Origin of the sequence: Lactonifactor longoviformis, assembly GCF_042848515.1 — a bacterium.
GTDB lineage: Bacteria > Bacillota > Clostridia > Lachnospirales > Lachnospiraceae > Lactonifactor > Lactonifactor longoviformis.
Genome location: NZ_AP031453.1, coordinates 4,366,540 through 4,387,076, shown reverse-complemented (window position 1 = coordinate 4,387,076; position 20,537 = coordinate 4,366,540). Strand labels below are relative to the sequence as shown.

Below are 20,537 nucleotides of genomic sequence, written 5' to 3'. Positions count from 1 at the left end.
GATTCATGAGTATCATACAAACGGTTGATCTAACAAAGAAGTTCGATGCCTTTGTGGCAAATGATAAAATCAATATATCGGTAGAGCCCCAGGAGATCAAGTGTATTGTGGGTGAAAACGGCGCAGGAAAATCTACCCTTATGAACATGCTGTACGGTGCTCTGCGTCCAAGCAGCGGCAAGATTTTAATCGAGGGAAAAGAAGTAGTATTCAAAAGCCCCACAGACGCAATCAGGCATGGGATTGGTATGGTTCATCAGCACTTTAAATTGGTTCCAAGTCTTACCGTGTACGAGAATATACTTCTGGGCAGCGAGATTAATAAGACCTGGAAGGGAAGAAAGAGTCCTTTTATTGACCGGGACGCGGAGATTCAAAGAGTGAGAGATCTGATCGAACAGTACCACTTCCAAATTGATCCTCTGGAGAAGGTAGAGAATATCTCTGTGGGCCTGTGCCAGCAGGTGGAAATCCTCAAAATGCTGTACCGAAATGTCCGGATTCTGATCCTGGACGAGCCCACCGCGGTGCTAACACCCCAGGAGGTGGATCGCCTGATGGACAATCTGAAAGAGCTGCGGAATAATGGAAAGACAATTATCGTTATAACACATAAATTAAGAGAAGTTATGGAGCTCAGTGACAGTGTAACCGTAATCAAACAGGGGAAGGTAATCGGAAATGTGGCTACCTGTGAGACCAGTGAACAGGAACTGGCACAGATGATGGTGGGAAGGGATGTTGTTCTCACCGTAAGCAACGAGAACGGAACGCCATGCGGGTGTGAAGTGGCCTACAGTGTAAAAGATGTATGTACTGTTAACGGAGAACAAAAGGAGATTCTCCATGATATCTCCCTGGAAGTACACAAAGGTGAGATTCTTGGAATCGCAGGGGTGGAAGGCAACGGACAAAGTGAGCTGATTAAGGTTCTCACCGGACTGATGACCGTAACAAAGGGGAAGGTTACCCTGTGCGGCAGTGATGTGACCAACGCCTGGCCGGATGAATTGAGAAAAAAAGGACTCGGCATTATTCCGGAGGACCGTTATGCCCAGGGGCTGTGCAGGGATATGACAATACCTGAAAACTGCATTGCCGGTTATTTTGGAAATCATGAGGTGTGCAAGTCGGGGGTGCTGCATGGCAGAACCATACGAAGGCTTGCGGACTCTTACATAGAAAAATACGATATCCGTGTTGCGGATCCGGAGGGAGAGATCTCTCAGCTTTCCGGGGGAAATGCCCAGAAAGTAATTATTGCCAGAGAGCTGGAGAATCATCCAAAGGTTATGATTGCGTGCCAGCCTACCAGAGGGGTGGATATCGGGTCTATTGAGTTTATTCACAAACAGCTGCTGAAATTCAGAAATGAGGGATATTCTGTTCTGCTCATATCCAGTGAGCTCACGGAGATTATGAGCCTGTCTGACAGAATTGCCGTTATGTATAAGGGGGCAATCATCGGTGAGGCGGATCCCAGTGTACCTGTAGAAGAAATCGGCCTTTTAATGGCAGGAGCAAAAGTCAAGGAGAGAACCGCATGAAAAAATCAGAAAAAAAATTCAATATTTTTCCTAAAATAGTGAATACCTTGCTGCCGGTACTGCTGGCCTTTCTGATCGGCGCCATTATCATTGCAGCCATAGGGGAAAACCCTCTGACCGTATACCGGATCATGCTGGGGAAATCCCTGTTTACTGCCAAAGGGCTTTCTAACACCCTTCACTATGCATCTCCGCTGCTGCTGACAGGTCTGGCCATAGCCATTACCTTTAAGGCCAATATTTTCAATATGGGCGTGGAAGGACAGCTGCTGCTGGGCGGTTTTTTCTCAGGCCTTGTGGGAGCCTCCCTGCAGATCGGAAGCCCGGTTCTTCACAAAATTATCTGTATGGCGGTAGGAATGCTGTTCGGTGTATTATTTGCGCTGGTTCCGGCCCTCCTGAAGGCATTTTACCATGTGGATGAGATGGTAGTTACCCTGACATTGAATTATGCCATGATTAAGATTCTGGAGTACTTGTCCTCAGGTCCTTTCAGAGAAGACGGATCCGGATATGTATGTACGCCTACCATAAAGGAAACCGCTATGTTTTCCAGACTGGGGAACTCAAAACTGACATTATTCTTTTTCATCGCCCTTGGGGTCCTGATTCTGATGGCTTTTGTGATGAGAAAGACAAAGCTTGGATATGAAGTAACTGCAATCGGTAAAAACCCAGAATTCTCAGAAGCCACCGGCATGAGGGTGCGCAGAAAGATCATTGTCCTTATGTGTATCAGCGGTGCCCTTGCAGGTCTGGCCGGATCCGGACAGATGATGAGCGAGGCGTTTAAGTATACACTGACCTTCTCCGGGACCACCGGACTTGGATGGGACGGTATGCTCATTGCGCTTCTGGGACGCCATACTCCCGGAGGAATTCTGCTGGCGGCAGTTTTCTACAGCGGACTGAAAACAGGGGCGGATAATATTAATATGTATACCTCTGTGCCCAAGGAAATTGTGGGTGTCCTCCAGGGATTGATTATACTTTTCCTTGCAGTGCGGTTTTTTAATGAAAAATACGGATTTACCGAACGCTATAAAATGTGGAGAGAGAGCAGGAGGGTGACAGAATGAACTTCTTAGGAAATATTTTATATGATTCCGTATACCATGCCACACCTATATTGCTGTGTGTGCTGGGAGGTATCTTTGCCTACAAAGCCAATGTTCTGAATATTGCGCTGGAAGGTATGATGCTGGCAGGGGCATTTGTCTCCATGCTGGTCTCCTATCTCACAGGAAATATTGCCCTGGGATATCTTGCGGCTATTGCAGTCTGCCTCCTCATCGGCCTGATTTTCTCCTTTATGACGGTTACCTATAAAGGAAATGTTATTGTGGTAGGTCTGGCTATTAATATGGTGGTTCCGGCTATAGCCGGGTTTGTGCTCCAGTATATGGAGTCCGCCAATATTCGTCTTACCTGGAAGGATGTATCGGATTTTAAAATACATATTCCGGTGATCGATAAGATTCCCATTCTCGGAGACATCCTAAGCGGTCACACACCCATTACGTATCTCTCCTTTATAGGAATTTTCTTTATCTGGCTTCTGATGTACCGCACAAAATTCGGCATATATGTCCGGGTAGTGGGGGAAAATGAAGATGCAGCCAGGAATCTGGGACTGAATACGAATAAGTACCGCTACCTGGCAATTCTTCTGGGAGCATTCTGCTGTTCTCTGGCCGGGATCAACCTGGCGCTGGAGCGTATGGTGCTTTTTACAAACAATATGACCGCAGGCCGGGGCTTTATTGCCATCGCGGCAATCTACTGCGGCCAGGGAGATCCGGTGTCCAGCGCCCTTTATGCCATTGTATTCGGTGCGGCCAGAGCTCTGGCGGTTAATATGGGGCTTTACGCCGGTCCGGCTGCCGCCCTGTTTGATGTGATTCCTTATGTGGTCATGGGAATTGTGCTGACCATAGTGTCAATGCTCAAATACAGAAACCAAAAAGTCAGAGGATTCCATTAGAGGTTTGAAGGAAAGGATAAGGTATGTATAAGACAGCGCTGCTTATTGTAGATATGGTAAAGGATTTTACGGATCCTGAGGGATTGGTTTTCTACCCTCAGAACCGGGAGATTCTGCCCAGGATCAAAAGAGTTCTGGACAAATGCAGAGAAAAGGATGTGCTTGTAGTCTTTCTGCAGCACTGCAACAGAAAAGGAAAATTCGACCGGAAGGCTGCTTCCATGCGCCCCAACTGCATAGAAGGCAGCGGGGGAGAAGAGATTGACCCTATGCTTCCGGTTCAGGAGGAGACAGATTACGTAATCAAAAAGAGAAGATACAGTGGGTTCTTCGGTACGGACCTGGATCTGGTATTAAGAGAAAACGGGGTAAAAAATGTAATCGTTGTGGGAACAAAGACAAACTGCTGCATCCGGGCCACCATCACAGATGCCTTTTATCTGGACTATGACGGTTATGTGGTATCAGACTGTGTAGCTACCAACTCAGAGACAGTTAACCAGGTGCATCTGGAAGACATCAGCAAATATCTGGGGACTGTGGTGGACACAGAAGAGTTGTTTGGTCTGCTGGACAGCGGGAAATTATAAAGGGGGAAGAACATGAGACAGATTGATGTACTAACCAGCGGATATGTAAGCATGGACCATATCATAAAGATTGCCTCGCCGGCTAAGGTTGGATATACTTCCCTGGTCACCAACCGGAATAACGTAGATATCTTTTACGGGGGATGCTCCGTCAATATCGCTTACGGGCTGAGCCGTCTAGGACTCAATGGACTTCCGGTCCTGAGGGTCGGGGGAGATTATATAGAGAACGGGTTTAAAGCCTTTCTGGAACAGGGGGGCGTATCCACTGAGGGCATCCGGGTCATTGAAGAGGAAGCTACTTCCGTGTGCTATCTGCTTCAGGACAATCAAAATGATCACATAACTATTTTTTATCCGGGAGCCATGGACGAGAAGTACGCACAGCCTCTGGACGATGAATTATTTCAGAATACTCGTCTGGGTGTGATTACCGTCGCATCCAGGGCAGACAATGAAGAGTTCTACCGGCAGTGCGTCCGCCATCAGGTGCCTGTTGTCTTTGGAATGAAAGATGATTTTGACGCTTTTCCCCAGGAGTTTTTAAAGGTTCTGCTCACCGGGAGCAAGATAATATTTACCAACGAAGTGGAGCGCGGGATCATAGAGCAGATCTATGGGCTGGGGGATATCACAGAGCTTTTTTCCCTTGGAAGCGCCGAGATTATTGTGACTACCCTCGGAAAAGAGGGAAGTATCTGCTATCAGCGCACCTCTCAGGGAGTCGTAAAACATCGGATCGGGATTTGCAGGGCCGATGAGATTGCAGATGCAACGGGTTCCGGGGATGCCTACATCGCAGGCTTTCTCTATGGCTATCTCAAGGGCATGGAGCCGGCAGAGTGCTGCAGGCTGGGCAGTGTGCTCTCCTGGTTTGTTCTTCAGGCAGAGGGGTGCTGTACAAACATGCCAACAGAGGAAGCGCTGCTGGAAAAATACAGACAGCTGCTGAAAGAAAGCGGGAAGTGAGGAGAGAAAATATGAGCACATTATATCTAGGAGTGGATGCATCCACCGTGGCCAGATACGTCCTTTTTTCAGGGGATCCCTGGCGGGTGGAGGTTTTAAAGCAGTATCTGGACAATCCCAGGAAGGTTGCCTTTCAGAGAGAGTTCAATACCTATACAGGTACATACAAAGGAGTGGAGGTAACCGTAACTTCTACCGGAATCGGCGCCCCTTCAGCGGCCATTGCCCTTGAGGAAATGTATGAGGCAGGCATGGAGGTTGCGGTGCGCATGGGGACGGTTATGGGGCTTCAGGATGATCTCCTGGGAAAATTTATCATTCCCATAGCAGCCATGCGCAGGGAGGGAACCAGCTTATCCTATGTGGAAGAATCCTATCCTGCAGTGGCAGACGTAGATCTGGTGAATGTTATGAATGAGACAGTAAACCTGATGGGCGCGGAGTATGTCAATGGAATAAACTGCACCATGGACGGATTTTACAGCCAGATGCACGATTCCAGGTTCTCAAAGGAGAGCGGCCGGGATATGGCGGGTACCTTTGAAGAGCTCCGCAGACTGAGGGTTACAGGGATCGATATGGAATCTTCCTGCCTTTTGACACTGGGAAGATTGATGGGAGTCAAAACCTGCATTGTGACTATGACAACTGTACTGGAAAATCTGAAAGAAACCCTTCAGGGGCAGGCGAGAAAGGACGCAGAGGATCTTCTCTGCCGTACCGTGCTGGAGGGAATCTATCGATATGACGAAAGGAATAAGGACGGGAGGCTGTAATTATGAATAAGACAGGATTATTTACAACAGAGGCAAAGACAATTATCGGCATGGTACACTGCCTTCCTCTGCCGGGGACCCCGGGGTTTGACGGAGACTACCAGGGGATCATCCGCCGTGCAGTGGAGGATGCCGTTACCCTGGAAAAAGCCGGAGTAGACGCTGTAATTGTTGAGAACATGGGAGACACGCCTTTTAAGGCCATGCTGAATACCGCCCAGGTGGCTGCGCTGTCCGCTGCAGCAGCAGCGGTAAAGGACGCAATCCGCATTCCTGTGGGGATCGATGCGGCATTTAACGACTGCAAGGCTTCTCTGGCCATTGCCGGGATTACAGGGGCACAGTTTATCCGTGTTCCGGTATTTGTGGACACCGTATTGTTTACCGACGGGGTGATCACACCCTGCGCCAGAGAATGCGTGGAGTACAGAAAACAGCTGGGGCTGGAACACGTAAAGATTCTTGCGGATGTACAGGTAAAGCATGCCCATATGCTTCTTCCTCATATTACAGTGGAACAGTCTGCAAGGGAGGCTGAGGCAAACGGAGCGGACGGTATTATTGTGACGGGAAGTGAGATTGGTGTGGAAACCCCTATCGATATGATAGCAAGAGTAAAAAAAGTAGTGCATCTTCCGGTATTTGCGGGGAGCGGTGTAAAGGCTTCGAATATTGGAGAACAGATGCATGTGGCAGACGGGGGTATCATAGGGTCCAGCCTGAAAAAGGATGGAATTCTGACGAATCCCATTGACTATGAACTGGTCCGTGAAGTTATGCAGGGAATGGAAGAATAAAAGAGGAGGCAAAAAGTTATGATGAGACCTATGAAACTGGCAGGCAGCCAGCTGTTATTTGGAAAGGGCTGCCTGGAACATATAAAATCTCTGAATTATAAAAGAGTAGTAATTGTTCTGGGAGGATCCAGCATGGAAAAAAGCGGCATGCTGGATAAAGTAAGGGATATGTTTAAGAGCAGCGGCGCAGAGGTTGCGGTAATCGAGGGTGTGGAGCCGGATCCCTCCTTTGCCACTGTAAAGCGCGGCGCAGAGGAGATGCTTGCGTTCCAGCCCGACTTAATTGTGGCACTTGGCGGAGGATCTGTCATGGACGCCGGCAAAACGATGTGGATCTACTATGAACATCCGGAACTAGAGACACTGGAAGATGTATTACAGGCCGTGCCGTTTCCAAAGCTGAGAGAGAAAGCACACTTCTGCTGCATACCATCCACAGCGGGAACTGCCAGCGAAGTATCCCGGTCAGTGGTCATCTCTGACACAGAGACAGGAATGAAGCATGGCATCGGCAATATGGAGATGATGCCTGACATTGCTATCTGTGACCCGGAGGTAACCCTGTCAATGCCTGCACGCATTACCGCAGAGACTGGAATGGACGCACTGACACATGCCATAGAGGCACTGGTTTCCACAAGGGCAAACTATATTGGCGACACTCTGGCCCTGCAGGCTGCCCTGGATATTATTGAGTATCTGCCCCAGGCATATGAAAACGGCGGAGATCTGGAGATAAGGGAAAAGATGCTGAATGCTTCCATGGCTGCCGGTCTTGCCTTTACAAATGTCTCCCTTGGAATTGTTCACTCTATGGCACATACGCTGGGAGGATATTTCCACGTACCTCATGGACTGGGGGATGCCATGCTTCTTCCCTATATTATAGAGTTTAACAGTCAGGATGAGAGAGCGGCTGAGATTTATCGTTCCCTGGCCAAAAAGGCAGGGGGAGAGGATCTGGCAGCAATGATCCGGGAGCTGAACGAAAAATTACATATTCCGGCATCTTTTCAGGAGATTATTAAAGAAGAAGAAAAATATAATGAGCTTTTAGAGGAAATGGCAAAGGCAGCGAAAGCTGACGGCTGTACAAAAACCAATCCCGTTATACCGGAGTTGGATCAGTTTAAAGCATTATTCCAGAAAGCATATAAAGGAGAATAAATCATGGAAATCATATGTTATTTATCCAACGGCTATCCCACAATTGAGAGCAGCTATGAGATGGCGATCGAATACGCCGATGCAGGGTGCACAATGATAGAGATTGACTTTCCCTCCAGAGATCCATACCTGGAAGGAGAATACATTGCAGGAAGAATGGCAAAGGCGCTGGAAGCCTGTGATGATTACGACAAATACATGGAGAGCATGGTGGCAGTGAAAAAAAGACTCCCGGATATTAAGCTGCTGGTTCTGGCCTATGAGAATACCGTGGAGGAGATAGGCACGGAACGATTTATCAGCTTCTGCCTGGAGAATGATTTTAAAGATATTCTTCTGGTCGGACTGAAGGACAATCGGATCAAAGACCAAATCATTGCCGCAGGGTTAAGAGTATCCTGCTACGTGCAGTATCAGATGCTGCCTGAGGAAATCGAGATGGCAAAACAGTCCAATGGTTTCGTCTATATGCAGGCAAAGCCAACCAAAGAGGTGAATCCCCAGTACCCGGATTTAAAATCCTGTATTGCCCATCTGCGCGCCTGCGGAATCGAACGCCCCATCTACTGCGGCGTGGGTGTGCATGCGCCGGAGGATGTGCGTATGGTGAAGGAAGCCGGAGGTGACGCGGCATTTGTGGGAAGCACCATCCTAAAACTTCATGAAGATATTCCTGCAATGAAAGAAATGATAAAAAAATTTGCAGAACAATGCTGAGGAGGTAAGAAGAGATTGGGAAAAGCAGACAGCTATAAAGCACAGAGCATTTCTATTATTACTCTGGGGGTAGAGGACGTAGAGCGCTCAGTAAAGTTTTATGAGGCACTTGGATGGGAATTATCGCCGGATTCGGATCCCGGGATGTGTACCTTTATGGTTACAAGCAACATTGCCATAGGCCTTGTGCCCTATGACTTTCTGGCAAATGATGCCCTTCTTCCCGTGAGTCCCAAGCAGGAGTACCACGGATTTACACTGGCACTCAACGGCGCCAGCCCGGAGGAAGTTGATGCACTGTTTGGCCGGGCGGTAGAAGCAGGCGGAAAAAGCCATCAGGTGCCTCAGTGGAAGGACTGGGGAGGATATGAGGGGTATTCAGGGTATTTTCTGGATCCTGACGGGTATCCCTGGGAAGTGGCATATGCTCCGTTTCTAAAGTTATCTCCGGATAACAGGCTGCTGCCGAATGTAAAAGAAAAGTAGAAAAAAGACACTGCCGGAGGAAATCCGGCAGTGTCTTTTATCCGCAGCTATAACCTGCTGATGGGCTGAAGGATTGAAAGCATATAGGACCTTTCAGGTGAGGAGTGCAGCCTGCAAAAGCATATAGTTATCCCACGGATAGGGGCATAGGTATATTATAAAGGAATATTCGTTATTTAAATAGTGATGAGGTGTCAAAAAATAGCATAAAATGACGAAATTGCGGCTATAATCTCTACAATTGTTGCGATATTTGATATAATCTTTTTCATAAGGATGGAGAGGAGCCGTAAAAAATGAATACAATTGACAATATTAGGTTTTACTTTTTGTCCATTCATAAGTTTGTATTCAGCAGGGAGTGGATTGGTTCCCGGCGTATGATACCCTACAGCATGTTCTGGTATGTTGAGGATGGAGAGGCGGAGCTTCGCATAAATAAAGAAAAAGTAAAGGTCTATAAAGATCAGATTGTATATATCCCCAGAGGGTGCAGATTCAGCTACAGTGCTGCAAGCAGCAAATTTTCTATCATTGATATACGTTTTATGACTTCTGTATATTATGAAGGGGGCGACGTGCTGGAAGACTACTTTGGGATCCGCAGGGTGACAGACAGTGAGAATGAAAAACTGTATTTTTCGCATATCTATAATTGGAGCAATAAAGAATCGCATACAAACATTTTTTTCATCAAAGGTTATATGAATCTGCTGATTGCCAGCCTGTGCTCTCACAACCCGGACGGGCCGGCGGACAGGGACATTGGCAGAATCTCTGCTAATATCAATGACGGCCTTATAAAGAACTATGACAACGTGGATACGAGGATTCGGTCGGTGCTTGACTATATCGCCGTCCACCCTTCCGAGAGATATACACTGGAAAGCATGGCGGAGATTGCAAGATTAAGCAAGTCCAGGTTCCGTCAGCTGTTTAAAGATCAGCTGGGAAAGTCTCCCAAACAGTATCTGAGGGAGATCAGAATGATTATGGCTGCCCGGCTTCTTCTGGAGACAGATGATTACATCAGCGGAATCGGGTATCAGGTAGGATACGAAGATCCCAATTATTTTGCCCGTGAGTTTAAGCTTTCTTTTGGCATTACACCAAAAAAATACAGAGAAATGAAAGAAATCGTAATATGAAATGTCTGCTCTTGCGCTGAGAGCAGGCTTTTTTCATATATCATTTATATAGATGTTTTCCAAATTCATATGCTTCCTGCAGATGATTGGTTTGAGCAATTTGCGGCTTCCCATTGGTATCCCCGCAGCCGCCGGCAAGCAGCATTCCTTTATCCTGGAATCCGATATAATGAACCAGTGCAAACTTATAATAGGAAACAGCCTGCTCAAAGGTCCAAAAGAAATTATCGGCTGAAGTCATTAATAAGGCGCAGTCTTTCACCGGATATTTTTCATATCTGCCTAAGGGCGGATTCGGATCCTCTTCTGCTATACAGTAAAATCTTTCGATAAATGCCTTTATTCTGGAAGAAACAGTCCAGAAATAGAGAGGTGATGCAAATACTATGCAGTCTGCAGCTTTTAATTTAGGCAAAATATCGTTAAAAGCGTCTTTTTGAATGCATGGCTTTCCATAGCGGCAGGCATTACAGCCGAGACAGCCTTTTACCTCATGTTTCACCAGTGATATAACTTCAATAGAATGGCCGCTTTCTTCCGCTCCTTTTACAAAATGAGTGATAAGCTGAGCGGTATTTCCATTTTTTCTGCCGCCGCCCTGTATCACAAGAATATTTTTCATTATTCCTATTCCTCCCGAAGTTTGTTTTCTTCTATATTCTATCATAGGTATGAAGGGAAATCTACTTTTGCAAATTATATATACGCTGTGCTGGACGAAAGGACTGGAATTGGATATAATCGAATTATGTAAAATTATAGTAGAAAGGGCAGAAGATTCTAAGAGAAGGTAATACATATGAAATTGGGCAATAAGTTAGAAGTGGGGCAGAGCCAGACCCTGTCTGCAAATCAGGTACAATCGTTGAATATCCTGGCCTATACGAACCAGGAGCTGGATGAATTTCTCACCAATGAATATCTGGAAAATCCGATTCTGGATTGTGTATCCAATAAAGAGGAAGAGATGCTGACCAATGTGGAGCAGCTCTATGAAAAGGGAATCTCCTATAAGGATCACTATATGGAATGGGAAGACGAAGAGATTCAGCGGAAGAATGATATAGCAGCCAAACCGGCGGACGAATTAAAAAGTCTGCTGCTTATGCAGATGGACAAAAAGAAGTATACATCAGGAGAGTGGAAGCTCATACAGTATCTCATAGAATGCCTGGATGAGGACGGATTTTTTCCCTATGAACCAGAGGAGATCGCTGATGCTTCCGGGTTTAGCAGAGAGTCAGTGGAAGCATGCCTCAGGGAATTAAAAGATCTGGAGCCTGCAGGGGTATTTTCCAGGGATATCGGCGAGTGCCTCCTGAAGCAGATAGAGGCGGAAGGATTGGACGACGGAAATCTGTCTGCCATCATCAGAGATTATATGCCGGAGATCATGAAAGGTCACATCGGGGAAGTGTCCAGGAAACTGAAACTGACCACTGCCGAGGTGAAAAAATACATTCATGTTATAGGGGGGCTGAATCCCCGGCCTTTGATGAATGTCCAGAGAGAGTCACCGGAATATATCATTCCGGATGTGATTATTACCCGCCAGCATAACCAGTGGGAGATTCGGCTGAACGACGGCTGGATGGGGGAATACAGGTATAATGAGTATTATATCCGTATGATGCGGGAGGCAAAAGATCCGGAGCTGGCAGCATACTTTAAGGAGAAACTGGAACGCGCCAGGTTTATCGTGAACTGCGTGGAGCAGAGACGGAGTACCATCATCCGCATTGTAGAGGCTGTTTTGGAACTGCAGAAGGATTATTTTGAGAACCGCGGGCAGCTGCAGCCTATGAGCATGTCAGATGTGGCCAAAAAGGTAGATATGCATGTGTCCACGGTGAGCAGAGCTGTGAAGGGCAAGTATCTTCAGTATAGAAATGTAGTTCTGATGAAGGAGTTATTTACCGGAGCTGTGGGGACGAAAGAAGGTGCCGGGGAAATGTCTGCCGATGGGGTAAAAAGCCGGATCGCACAGCTCATTGGAAAGGAAAAAAGTGAAGAGACCCTCAGTGATTCCAGGATCGCGGAGATTCTGAAGGCGGAGGGGACGGATATTTCCAGGAGAACAGTGGCAAAATACAGGGCCGAGCTTGGAATCCCGGATTCCAGGCAGAGGGCGTATGTGAATTGACAATCCAACAGCGCTGCATTAAGATAACAATATGGAGTTAAAGGGTAAAGATAGCAAATATATAATCACAGGAGGTTAACTATGGATTACTACAATTTAATGGAAAAGAGAATGTCAATCAGAGATTTTAAGGACTGGGATTTGTCTGAGAAGCAGATGGAGGATATCCGGGAACATTTCCAGAAGGGCTCCAGGCTGATTCCCCACATTGACGTAGACCTTGTTCTGCTGCAGAAGGAGGGGGAGAAGCTTCTGGATGGAGTTGCGGGATACAAGGGATTTTTGATTAAGGCGCCGTATTACCTTTTGATCTTATCTGAGGATCATCCTTATGCGGCCCAGAACGCCGGGTACATAGGAGAAGATTTGGTTCTGAAGCTGTCGGAGATGGAGCTGGACAGCTGCTGGGTAACGCTGACGGACAGCGACGCTGTTAAGGATGCCGTGGGGCTTTCTTCTGATAAAAATGTTGCCGCCGTTATTGCATTCGGATATGGGAATTCTCTGGGGGACAGAACACGTCTGGATATTAAGAGTCCTTCTGATATACATGTCATTACAAGAGAAGGGCATCTGGCCCCTAAGATTTGTGTGGAGGATCTGGTATATCTGGAAAAATGGGGACAAAAATCAGACTGGGAAGAGGATGTGATCGATGATACCATGGAGAAGGCCTTCTATGGGGCCAGCATTGCGCCGTCCTTTTTGAATCGGCAGCCTTACCGTTTTATCTATGATTATAACCGAATGATTCTGGCAGTGAAAGAGGATGAGCTGACAGGAGAACACGACGGGAAGCTGAACCAGGGAATTGTAATGTTTCACTTCGCGGCAGTTCTCTCCCAGTGGAGGCCAAGAGAGGTTCAGTGGGTTATGGGAGCTCCGGATAAGGCTTACGGGATACCGGAGGAATATGAGATTGCAGGGTACTGCGAAGTATAACACACTTACATGCGTCAGCGCATCAATCCTTCAAATTGCTGTCTGGATAAAGCAGGAAACCATTGACAGATATGTCCTGATTGGGGTATGATAGTAATCAGAATTTTAAGAAAGATTTTATAGATTATCCCTATAAAGTCAATCTGAAAGCGTGATATTGAAGGAGGATATGAGATGAAAAACATGAAAAGATTTGCAGCTTTTTCCGTAGCTGCAGTATTGGCTGTGTCTATGATGGCCGGTTGCGGTGATGACAAGAAAGACAAAGCAGAAGGCTCTGAGGCGGCAGGAGCAGGAGAGGAGACCTTCTTAATCGGAGGTATCGGCCCTGTAACAGGCGCGGCTGCTTCTTACGGAACCAGCGTTAAGCAGGGAGCTGAGATTGCGATTAAAGAGATTAATGATGCCGGAGGCGTGAAGGTCGGAGACACTACATACAAATTTGCGCTGGAATTTGCAGATGATGAGGCCTCTGAAGATAAAGCGGTTCAGGCGTATAATACCGTTATGGACAAGGGTGCCAATGCGATTATGGGATGTGTAACCAGCGGTGCCTGTATAGCCATTGTAGATCAGACATATCAGGATGGTATCCTGCAGGTGACTCCATCCGGTTCCGCAGAGGGCTGTATTGCCAATGACAATGCTTTCCGCATCTGTTTCTCAGATCCGGAGCAGGGAAAGGCAATGGCAGATTATGCCATCGATACTATGGGACTGAAAAAGATTGCCGTTATCTATAACGCGGCAGATGAATACAGCACAGGCCTTCAGAAAGCTTTTGAAGAAGAAGTAAAAGCAAAAGGCGGAGAGATTGTAGCCAGTGAGGCATTCAACACCAACGATGTTGAGTTTAATACACAGCTGACAACAATCAAAGGTACGGATGCGGAAGCCATCTACGTACCTGCTTACTATCAGGATGCTACATACATTACAAAACAGGCGAAGGATATGGGCATGACACTGCAGTTCTTAGGCTCCGACGGATGGGACGGCGTTCTGGATACAGTATCTGATGCCTCCACAGTAGAGGGATGTGTATTCTCCAGCCCATTCTGTGCAACGGTTGACGATGCAGATGTGAAAAAGTTTGTAGATGCTTATAATGAAGCCTATAAAGCAACTCCTGACCAGTTCGCTGCAGATGCTTACGATACTGTATACACATTCAAAGCAGCCATGGAAGAGGCTGGAAGCATTGAGAGTGCAGATATGATTGAAGCTATGACAAAGATTACTGTCAGCGGAATGACAGGCGATGAGATTACATTTGACGCATCTGGTGCCGCTGTTAAGGAAGTTAAGTTTGTAGAAGTAAAAGACGGAGCATATCAGTACAAAGCAGAGTAGTAGATCTGTAATCCATAGGATGATAGCAAAAGGAGATGGCAACAGCTGTCTCCTTTTACGGCTCCAAAGATATGCAGGATTTAAATATTACGAAAGAAGGTGGAGAAAGTATGGATTTGGTAAACAGTATCCTGGAACAGCTGATTAATGGATTGCGGACAGGAAGTATCTATGCGCTGATCGCTCTGGGATACACCATGGTGTATGGTATCGCGAAGATGATAAACTTTGCCCATGGAGACATTATTATGGTAGGAGCTTATGCACTGTATGTATTTGTAGGGCTCCTGGGACTGCACCCGGTGATTGCGGTTCTGCTCACCATTGTGGTATGCTCAGTCCTTGGAATTACCATTGAAAAGGTGGCTTATAAGCCTCTGCGAAACGCAACCCCTCTGGCGGTACTGATAACGGCTATTGGTGTCAGTTATCTTCTGCAGAACCTGTCGCTGCTCATTTTTAAGGCAACCCCCATCCCGTTTGGTTCTATTATCAGGGTTCCGTCTGTAAAGGTGGGGAGTCTGAATATCTCAGGGATCACGATTGTGACGCTGGTAGTGACGACAGTTTCTATGATCGCTCTGACTCTGTTTATCAACAAGTCAAAAGCGGGCCGTGCTATGAGGGCCGTATCGGAGGATAAGGGAGCGGCAGAGCTGATGGGAGTAAACGTAAATCAGACCATTTCCCTTACATTTGCCATCGGGTCTGCACTGGCAGCAGTAGCGGGTATCTTATTTATCTCACAGTATGAGACTCTGCTTCCCACTATGGGGGCACTGCCTGGAATCAAAGCCTTCGTTGCGGCAGTTCTCGGGGGAATCGGCAGCATTCCCGGCGCTATGCTGGGGGGAATCATCCTTGGAATTATAGAGTCTCTTTCTAAGGCATATATATCCACACAGCTGGCAGATGCAATCGTATTCGGCATTCTGGTCATCGTGCTTCTCGTGAAACCCTCTGGTTTGCTGGGCAAACTGAAGATTGAGAAAGTGTAGGTGAGACAGATGAAGATAAACAAAAAGACCATAATTAATGTTATTATAGCAGTCGGTGTCTATGCCGTGGTTCAGGGCCTTATCAGCGGGGGTATGCTGAGCAGACAGATGACATCACTGATTATTCCTATCTGTGTGTATGTTATGATGGCAGTATCCCTCTGTCTGGTGGTAGGATTTCTGGGAGAACTGAGTCTGGGGCATGCAGGGTTTATGTCTGTAGGGGCTTATTCCGGTGCTCTTTTTCTGACACATACAGAGCTTCCCCAGCTTCCGGCGGTTCTTATTGCCCTTCTAATCGGGGGAAGCGCTGCGGCAGTCTTCGGCCTTATCATTGGCGTGCCGGTGCTCAGGCTGAAAGGTGACTATCTTGCCATTGTGACGCTGGGATTTGGAGAGATTATCAAATCTATTATCAACTTTATGACACCTATTACCGGGGGAGCAAAGGGGCTTTCCAAGATTCCTCTTTACACCACATACCGTAACTTTACCTTTGTATTTATTCTGACAGTTGTTGTAGTGCTGCTGGTATCCAACATTGTGCGCTCACGTCACGGACGTGCAATCACTTCTATCCGTGATAACTACATTGCAGCGGAAGCTGCAGGGATACCTGTGAGCCGGTATAAGATTATGACGTTTGTAATAGCAGCTTTTTTTGCCGGTGTCGCGGGTGTCGTATATGCCGGAAACATCGGTATATTAAAACCAGTGAACTTTGACTATAATACTTCCATTGAGATACTGGTTATGGTGGTACTGGGAGGAATGGGTAATATCAAGGGATCCATCGTTGCAGCTGTAATCCTCACAGCACTTCCGGAGGTACTCCGGGGAGCGGCGGATTACCGTATGCTTCTGTACTCTATCGTGCTGATTGCACTGATGCTGTTTAATAATTCCCCCATCAAGCGCGCTTTCATGGACAGAAGAAACATGCGTCAGGCGGGCAGACTTCAGAAGGAGGGAGAATAAGCATGGCTTTATTAGAAGTAAAGAATCTCGGGATCTCCTTCGGGGGGCTCAGAGCAGTTGACAATCTGAATATGACCATAGAAGAGGGCAGCCTGGTGGGGCTGATCGGACCAAACGGTGCGGGGAAAACCACAGCATTTAATCTTCTCACCGGCGTCTACCAGCCTACGGATGGTACAATTAGCCTGAACGGGGAAAAGATTGTGGGGAAAAAGCCTGCCGAGATCTGTCAGAGCGGTATTGCCAGAACCTTTCAGAACATCCGCCTGTTCAGCAAGATGAGCGTGAAAGACAATGTAAAGGTGGCTCTCCACAATCAGATTACCTATCGGCTGGCGGAGAGCATGCTGCATTTGCCCGGGTATTTTAAGCGGGAAAAGGAGATGGATGAGAGAGCAGGAGATATCCTGAGAGTTTTTGATCTGGAGCAGTTTTCAGAGACTCTGGCGTCCAATCTTCCTTACGGAAAACAGAGAAAGCTGGAGATTGCCCGCGCGCTGGCGACCAATCCCAAACTTCTTCTGTTAGATGAACCTGCTGCCGGGATGAACCCCAATGAGACAGCGGAGCTGATGGAAACCATAGAACTGATTCGTAAGCAGTTTCAGGTGACGATCCTTCTGATTGAACACGATATGAAGCTGGTGGCGGGAATCTGTGAATATTTGTATGTGCTGAATTTTGGCACGGAGCTTGCCAATGGAACCCCGGAAGAAGTACTGAACGATCCCAGAGTTATCACAGCTTATCTGGGAGAATAGGAGGAGGAGACCGATGGCAATGTTAAAAGTAACAGACCTGATAGTAAATTACGGCGTAATCCAGGCGATTAAGGGAGTCTCTTTCGAGGTAAATGAAGGGGAAATTATTGCCCTGATTGGAGCAAACGGCGCGGGAAAGACGACGATCCTCCAGACCGTAACAGGACTGATCAGTCCCAAATCAGGCAAAATAGAGTTTGAAGGAAAAGAAATCACCAAGACTCCGGCACACAAGATTGTGACCCTGGGTATGGCCCATGTACCGGAGGGCCGCCGGGTATTTGCAGATTTGACTGTATATGAAAACCTGATAATGGGCGCCTATACTAGAAAAGATAAAAATGAGATCAATGAGAGCATCCGTGAGGTGTACCAGCGCTTTCCCAGGCTGGAAGAGAGAAAAAACCAGCTGGCAGGCACCTTAAGCGGCGGAGAACAGCAGATGCTGGCTATGGGCAGGGCATTAATGTCTCATCCCAAGATTATACTTATGGATGAACCGTCCATGGGGCTTTCCCCAATCTTTGTAAATGAGATATTTAAAATTATTCAGGATGTAAGCGCAGGCGGTACCACTGTACTGCTGGTAGAGCAGAATGCAAAAAAGGCATTGTCTATCGCGGACCGCGCCTATGTGCTGGAGACGGGCAGCATTGTTCTGGACGATGAGGCGTCTGTGCTCATGGAAGATGATTCGATTAAAAAAGCATATCTAGGAGAATAGGAGGGGGACTTATGGAACATCTGGTTTTTACCATTGCCCGGCACTATGGAAGCGGGGGGAATACCATCGGCCATATGCTGGCCCAAAACCTGGGGATTCCCTGCTATGAGAGGGAGATTCTCCGTCTGGCCTCCGATGACAGCGGGATAAATGAGAGACTTTTTAACGAGGCGGACGAGAAGCTGAGAAGTAATCCCATTTTCAAAAGAAGAGGGACGAATGTATACAAAGGAGAGCTGATTCCACCAGGCAGTGATGATTTTGTATCCAATGACAACCTGTTTTATTATCAGGCTAAGGTGATGAAGGATCTGGCCCAGTCACAGTCTTGTGTTATGGTAGGCCACTGTGCCGACTTCGTGCTGAAAGAGTATCCCAATGTGGTGCGGGTGTTTATCCATGCGCCATGGGATTACTGTGTGGCCCGCTGTATGGAGAAAAATGATATAGATGAGCGGGAAGCAGAGAAGTACATCGAAAAGGTGAATAAGTATTTTGGAGATTATTATTACTACTATACAGGGAACTACTGGAACGATGCGAGGAATTATGATTTGTGCCTCGACAGCAGCAAGATGAGCTGGGATGAGTGCGTGGAGGAGATCAAGGCCTACACGAAAATCCGGTTCAGGGAAGAACTCTGATTACGCAGGTGATATAAGACCCGGGAGCGGAGATCAGGTGGGAGACCACTGGACTCTGCTTTTGGGTCTTTTCAGCAGTTACAGGGATATATACCCTGGTGTGAGGAGAATACATATGAAGAAAAGACGAACAGGCAGACGATATTTTGCGGCCTTAGCTGCAGCAATTACTCTTCAAAGCATGGCGGTGTTCTGTGTCTGGGGGGCGAATCAGACAGCACCGGACAGACAGGATACAGAGGCAGAAGGGAAAGAGGAACAGACGCCTCAGACCGGTCTGTGGCACCAGGAGGAGAAAGGACGCTGGTATGAGATGCCGGACGGCACAAGGCCGGCTTCCTGCTGGATGTTTATTGACAATGTATGGTATGCGTTTGACGGAGACGGCTGGGCAAGGACAGGGTGGTTTCAGGAAGGAGGCAGATGGTACTACCTGAATCAGGACGGAGGTATGGCTACGGGCTGGCTGCAGAATGGGGGGCAGTGGTACTACCTGAGAGAGAATGGTGCCATGGCTACGGGCTGGCTGCAGGAGGGGAGTACCTGGTATTACCTGAAAAGCAGCGGTGCGATGGCCACGGGCTGGCAATGGATCGGCCGCTCCTGGTATTATCTGAAAGGAAACGGAAGTATGGCGACGGGCTGGCTGCAGGAGGGGAGTATCTGGTACTATCTGAAAGACAGCGGAGCCATGGCCACGGGCTGGCTTCTGGACGGAAGTACCTGGTATTATCTGAAAGGAAACGGAAGTATGGCTACAGGCTGGCTGCAGGAGGGAAGCACCTGGTATTACCTGAAAGGAAGCGGAGCCATGGCGACGGGCTGGCTGCAGAAGGGAAGTATCTGGTATTACCTGAAAGGAAACGGAGCCATGGCGACGGGCTGGCAGCTGGACGGAAGTACCTGGTATTATCTGAAAGGAAACGGAAGTATGGCGACGGGCTGGCAGCTGATTGGGAATACCTGGTACTATCTGAAAGGAAACGGGGCTATGGTTACCGGCTGGCAGCTGATTGGGAGCACCTGGTACTATCTGAGGGACAACGGGGCCATGGCCACGGGCTGGATCCAGCTGGGGAATACCTGGTATTATCTGAAAAGCAGCGGAAGTATGGCGTCTGACGAGTGGATAGGGAACTATTATGTGGATAAGAGCGGTGCATGGATCCCGAATAAGGCGAGAGAGAAGCTTATCGCCATAGACGCAGGGCACCAGTTAAAAGGAAACAGTGAAAAGGAACCCATAGGACCGGGAGCGTCAGTAACAAAAGCAAAGGTTACCGGAGGGGCGAAGGGAACTGCCACGGGACTGTACGAGTATGAACTGAACCTGCAGGTATCATTGAAATTAAGAGATGAGCTTAAGGCCAGAGGATATGAAGTTTATATGATCCGTGAGACGAACAAAGTAAATATCAGCAACGCGGAAAGGGCCAAGATGGCCGCCCGCGCCGGAGCGGATATCCTGGTGCGCATCCACGCCAACAGTGATTCCAGCAGCTCGGCCAACGGTGCCCTCACAATTGCACCTTCTAAGAACAATCCGTATATCAAGGGACTTGTAAACGATTCCCGGCGTCTTTCCCAGAATATCCTGGACAGCTTCTGCGCGGCAACAGGTGCGAAGAACAGAGGGATTCTTACCTCTGACGAGATGAGCGGGATAAATTGGAGCACAGTGCCTGTCACTATCGTTGAGATGGGATTCATGAGCAATGCTTCTGAGGACCGGAGGATGGCGGATGCAGGATATCAGAAAAAGATGGCAAAGGGAATTGCCGACGGGATAGATAAATATTTTAACTAGGGGAGG

At 47.7% G+C, this 20,537-nt stretch carries 21 protein-coding genes; 20 read left to right on the top strand and 1 reads right to left on the bottom strand.

The genetic code is table 11. From position 1 onward, the window contains the following. Positions 1–5 precede the first annotated feature (5 nt). From ACGHCT_RS19990 to ACGHCT_RS19940, 11 genes are all read left to right on the top strand, one after another. Positions 6–1,547: an ABC transporter ATP-binding protein gene (locus ACGHCT_RS19990; RefSeq protein WP_072854447.1), complete on the top strand. Its 1,542-nt coding sequence runs from the start codon at positions 6–8 to the stop codon at positions 1,545–1,547. Further along, complete coding sequence (locus ACGHCT_RS19985) at positions 1,544–2,626, top strand: ABC transporter permease (protein WP_072854448.1); 1,083 nt, start codon at positions 1,544–1,546, stop codon at positions 2,624–2,626. Before ACGHCT_RS19990 ends, ACGHCT_RS19985 begins: the two co-directional genes overlap by 4 nt. Next, complete coding sequence (locus ACGHCT_RS19980) at positions 2,623–3,531, top strand: ABC transporter permease (protein WP_072854449.1); 909 nt, start codon at positions 2,623–2,625, stop codon at positions 3,529–3,531. Before ACGHCT_RS19985 ends, ACGHCT_RS19980 begins: the two co-directional genes overlap by 4 nt. 23 nt (positions 3,532–3,554) lie before the next feature. Next, entirely contained in the window at positions 3,555–4,121 is a 567-nt protein-coding gene (locus ACGHCT_RS19975) for a cysteine hydrolase family protein (protein WP_072854450.1), read from the top strand. Between the two features lie 12 nt (positions 4,122–4,133). Next, the gene (locus tag ACGHCT_RS19970; protein ID WP_072854451.1) at positions 4,134–5,090 is read left to right on the top strand and encodes a carbohydrate kinase family protein; all 957 of its coding nucleotides are present in this window, start codon (positions 4,134–4,136) and stop codon (positions 5,088–5,090) included. Between the two features lie 11 nt (positions 5,091–5,101). Beyond that, complete coding sequence (locus ACGHCT_RS19965) at positions 5,102–5,866, top strand: nucleoside phosphorylase (RefSeq protein ID WP_072854452.1); 765 nt, start codon at positions 5,102–5,104, stop codon at positions 5,864–5,866. A gap of 2 nt (positions 5,867–5,868) precedes the next feature. Then, positions 5,869–6,663, top strand: coding sequence for a BtpA/SgcQ family protein (locus ACGHCT_RS19960; protein WP_072854453.1), 795 nt, complete (start codon positions 5,869–5,871; stop codon positions 6,661–6,663). A gap of 18 nt (positions 6,664–6,681) precedes the next feature. Further along, entirely contained in the window at positions 6,682–7,830 is a 1,149-nt protein-coding gene (locus ACGHCT_RS19955) for an iron-containing alcohol dehydrogenase (RefSeq protein ID WP_390437309.1), read from the top strand. A 3-nt stretch (positions 7,831–7,833) separates the two neighbouring features. Next, a complete protein-coding gene (locus ACGHCT_RS19950; protein WP_072854455.1) occupies positions 7,834–8,547 on the top strand; it encodes a tryptophan synthase subunit alpha in 714 nt (237 codons plus the stop codon). Between the two features lie 15 nt (positions 8,548–8,562). After that, on the top strand, positions 8,563–9,033 hold the full coding sequence (locus tag ACGHCT_RS19945; protein WP_207650954.1) for a VOC family protein: 471 nt from the start codon (positions 8,563–8,565) through the stop codon (positions 9,031–9,033). 296 nt (positions 9,034–9,329) lie between these two features. Then, the gene (locus tag ACGHCT_RS19940) at positions 9,330–10,181 is read left to right on the top strand and encodes an AraC family transcriptional regulator (protein WP_072854456.1); all 852 of its coding nucleotides are present in this window, start codon (positions 9,330–9,332) and stop codon (positions 10,179–10,181) included. A 40-nt stretch (positions 10,182–10,221) separates the two neighbouring features. On the opposite strand, the gene ACGHCT_RS19935 is transcribed toward ACGHCT_RS19940, so the two are convergent. Beyond that, positions 10,222–10,803 (bottom strand): flavodoxin family protein, encoded by a 582-nt coding sequence (locus ACGHCT_RS19935; protein WP_072854457.1) that lies wholly within the window; start codon positions 10,801–10,803, stop codon positions 10,222–10,224. 177 nt (positions 10,804–10,980) lie between these two features. Here ACGHCT_RS19935 and rpoN point away from each other — a divergent pair, with 177 nt between their 5' ends. The 9 genes from rpoN (at position 10,981) to ACGHCT_RS19890 (ending at position 20,531) form a co-directional block, all read left to right on the top strand. Continuing rightward, on the top strand, positions 10,981–12,324 hold the full coding sequence (rpoN, locus tag ACGHCT_RS19930) for an RNA polymerase factor sigma-54 (protein ID WP_072854458.1): 1,344 nt from the start codon (positions 10,981–10,983) through the stop codon (positions 12,322–12,324). An 81-nt stretch (positions 12,325–12,405) separates the two neighbouring features. Beyond that, positions 12,406–13,266, top strand: a complete 861-nt coding sequence (locus tag ACGHCT_RS19925) for a nitroreductase family protein (protein WP_072854459.1) — start codon at positions 12,406–12,408, stop codon at positions 13,264–13,266. A 174-nt stretch (positions 13,267–13,440) separates the two neighbouring features. After that, positions 13,441–14,619 (top strand): ABC transporter substrate-binding protein, encoded by a 1,179-nt coding sequence (locus tag ACGHCT_RS19920; protein WP_072854460.1) that lies wholly within the window; start codon positions 13,441–13,443, stop codon positions 14,617–14,619. A gap of 110 nt (positions 14,620–14,729) precedes the next feature. Then, on the top strand, positions 14,730–15,617 hold the full coding sequence (locus ACGHCT_RS19915) for a branched-chain amino acid ABC transporter permease (protein ID WP_341443523.1): 888 nt from the start codon (positions 14,730–14,732) through the stop codon (positions 15,615–15,617). Positions 15,618–15,626: 9 nt separating this feature from the next. Beyond that, positions 15,627–16,595: a branched-chain amino acid ABC transporter permease gene (locus tag ACGHCT_RS19910; RefSeq protein WP_072854461.1), complete on the top strand. Its 969-nt coding sequence runs from the start codon at positions 15,627–15,629 to the stop codon at positions 16,593–16,595. A gap of 2 nt (positions 16,596–16,597) precedes the next feature. After that, complete coding sequence (locus tag ACGHCT_RS19905) at positions 16,598–17,356, top strand: ABC transporter ATP-binding protein (protein WP_072854462.1); 759 nt, start codon at positions 16,598–16,600, stop codon at positions 17,354–17,356. Positions 17,357–17,375: 19 nt separating this feature from the next. Then, positions 17,376–18,080 carry an ABC transporter ATP-binding protein gene (locus ACGHCT_RS19900; protein ID WP_341443524.1) on the top strand — a complete coding sequence of 235 codons (705 nt, stop codon included), beginning with the start codon at positions 17,376–17,378 and terminating at the stop codon, positions 18,078–18,080. Between the two features lie 11 nt (positions 18,081–18,091). Next, positions 18,092–18,724: an AAA family ATPase gene (locus tag ACGHCT_RS19895; RefSeq protein WP_154258209.1), complete on the top strand. Its 633-nt coding sequence runs from the start codon at positions 18,092–18,094 to the stop codon at positions 18,722–18,724. A 115-nt stretch (positions 18,725–18,839) separates the two neighbouring features. Continuing rightward, entirely contained in the window at positions 18,840–20,531 is a 1,692-nt protein-coding gene (locus ACGHCT_RS19890) for an N-acetylmuramoyl-L-alanine amidase (protein WP_390437308.1), read from the top strand. Positions 20,532–20,537 lie beyond the last annotated feature (6 nt).

What these genes read in the sequence shown, in the direction of transcription:
- ACGHCT_RS19975 (WP_072854450.1), top strand. Translation starts at nt 3,555, where the DNA reads ATGTATAAGACAGCGCTGCTTATTGTAGATATGGTAAAGGATTTTACG.
- ACGHCT_RS19895 (WP_154258209.1), top strand. Translation starts at nt 18,092, where the DNA reads ATGGAACATCTGGTTTTTACCATTGCCCGGCACTATGGAAGCGGGGGG.
- ACGHCT_RS19990 (WP_072854447.1), top strand. Translation starts at nt 6, where the DNA reads ATGAGTATCATACAAACGGTTGATCTAACAAAGAAGTTCGATGCCTTT.
- ACGHCT_RS19920 (WP_072854460.1), top strand. Translation starts at nt 13,441, where the DNA reads ATGAAAAACATGAAAAGATTTGCAGCTTTTTCCGTAGCTGCAGTATTG.
- ACGHCT_RS19955 (WP_390437309.1), top strand. Translation starts at nt 6,682, where the DNA reads ATGATGAGACCTATGAAACTGGCAGGCAGCCAGCTGTTATTTGGAAAG.
- ACGHCT_RS19935 (WP_072854457.1), bottom strand. Translation starts at nt 10,803, where the DNA reads ATGAAAAATATTCTTGTGATACAGGGCGGCGGCAGAAAAAATGGAAAT.
- ACGHCT_RS19915 (WP_341443523.1), top strand. Translation starts at nt 14,730, where the DNA reads ATGGATTTGGTAAACAGTATCCTGGAACAGCTGATTAATGGATTGCGG.
- ACGHCT_RS19970 (WP_072854451.1), top strand. Translation starts at nt 4,134, where the DNA reads ATGAGACAGATTGATGTACTAACCAGCGGATATGTAAGCATGGACCAT.
- ACGHCT_RS19960 (WP_072854453.1), top strand. Translation starts at nt 5,869, where the DNA reads ATGAATAAGACAGGATTATTTACAACAGAGGCAAAGACAATTATCGGC.
- ACGHCT_RS19925 (WP_072854459.1), top strand. Translation starts at nt 12,406, where the DNA reads ATGGATTACTACAATTTAATGGAAAAGAGAATGTCAATCAGAGATTTT.
- ACGHCT_RS19940 (WP_072854456.1), top strand. Translation starts at nt 9,330, where the DNA reads ATGAATACAATTGACAATATTAGGTTTTACTTTTTGTCCATTCATAAG.
- ACGHCT_RS19980 (WP_072854449.1), top strand. Translation starts at nt 2,623, where the DNA reads ATGAACTTCTTAGGAAATATTTTATATGATTCCGTATACCATGCCACA.
- ACGHCT_RS19900 (WP_341443524.1), top strand. Translation starts at nt 17,376, where the DNA reads ATGTTAAAAGTAACAGACCTGATAGTAAATTACGGCGTAATCCAGGCG.
- ACGHCT_RS19890 (WP_390437308.1), top strand. Translation starts at nt 18,840, where the DNA reads ATGAAGAAAAGACGAACAGGCAGACGATATTTTGCGGCCTTAGCTGCA.
- ACGHCT_RS19905 (WP_072854462.1), top strand. Translation starts at nt 16,598, where the DNA reads ATGGCTTTATTAGAAGTAAAGAATCTCGGGATCTCCTTCGGGGGGCTC.
- ACGHCT_RS19965 (WP_072854452.1), top strand. Translation starts at nt 5,102, where the DNA reads ATGAGCACATTATATCTAGGAGTGGATGCATCCACCGTGGCCAGATAC.
- ACGHCT_RS19950 (WP_072854455.1), top strand. Translation starts at nt 7,834, where the DNA reads ATGGAAATCATATGTTATTTATCCAACGGCTATCCCACAATTGAGAGC.
- rpoN (WP_072854458.1), top strand. Translation starts at nt 10,981, where the DNA reads ATGAAATTGGGCAATAAGTTAGAAGTGGGGCAGAGCCAGACCCTGTCT.
- ACGHCT_RS19910 (WP_072854461.1), top strand. Translation starts at nt 15,627, where the DNA reads ATGAAGATAAACAAAAAGACCATAATTAATGTTATTATAGCAGTCGGT.
- ACGHCT_RS19985 (WP_072854448.1), top strand. Translation starts at nt 1,544, where the DNA reads ATGAAAAAATCAGAAAAAAAATTCAATATTTTTCCTAAAATAGTGAAT.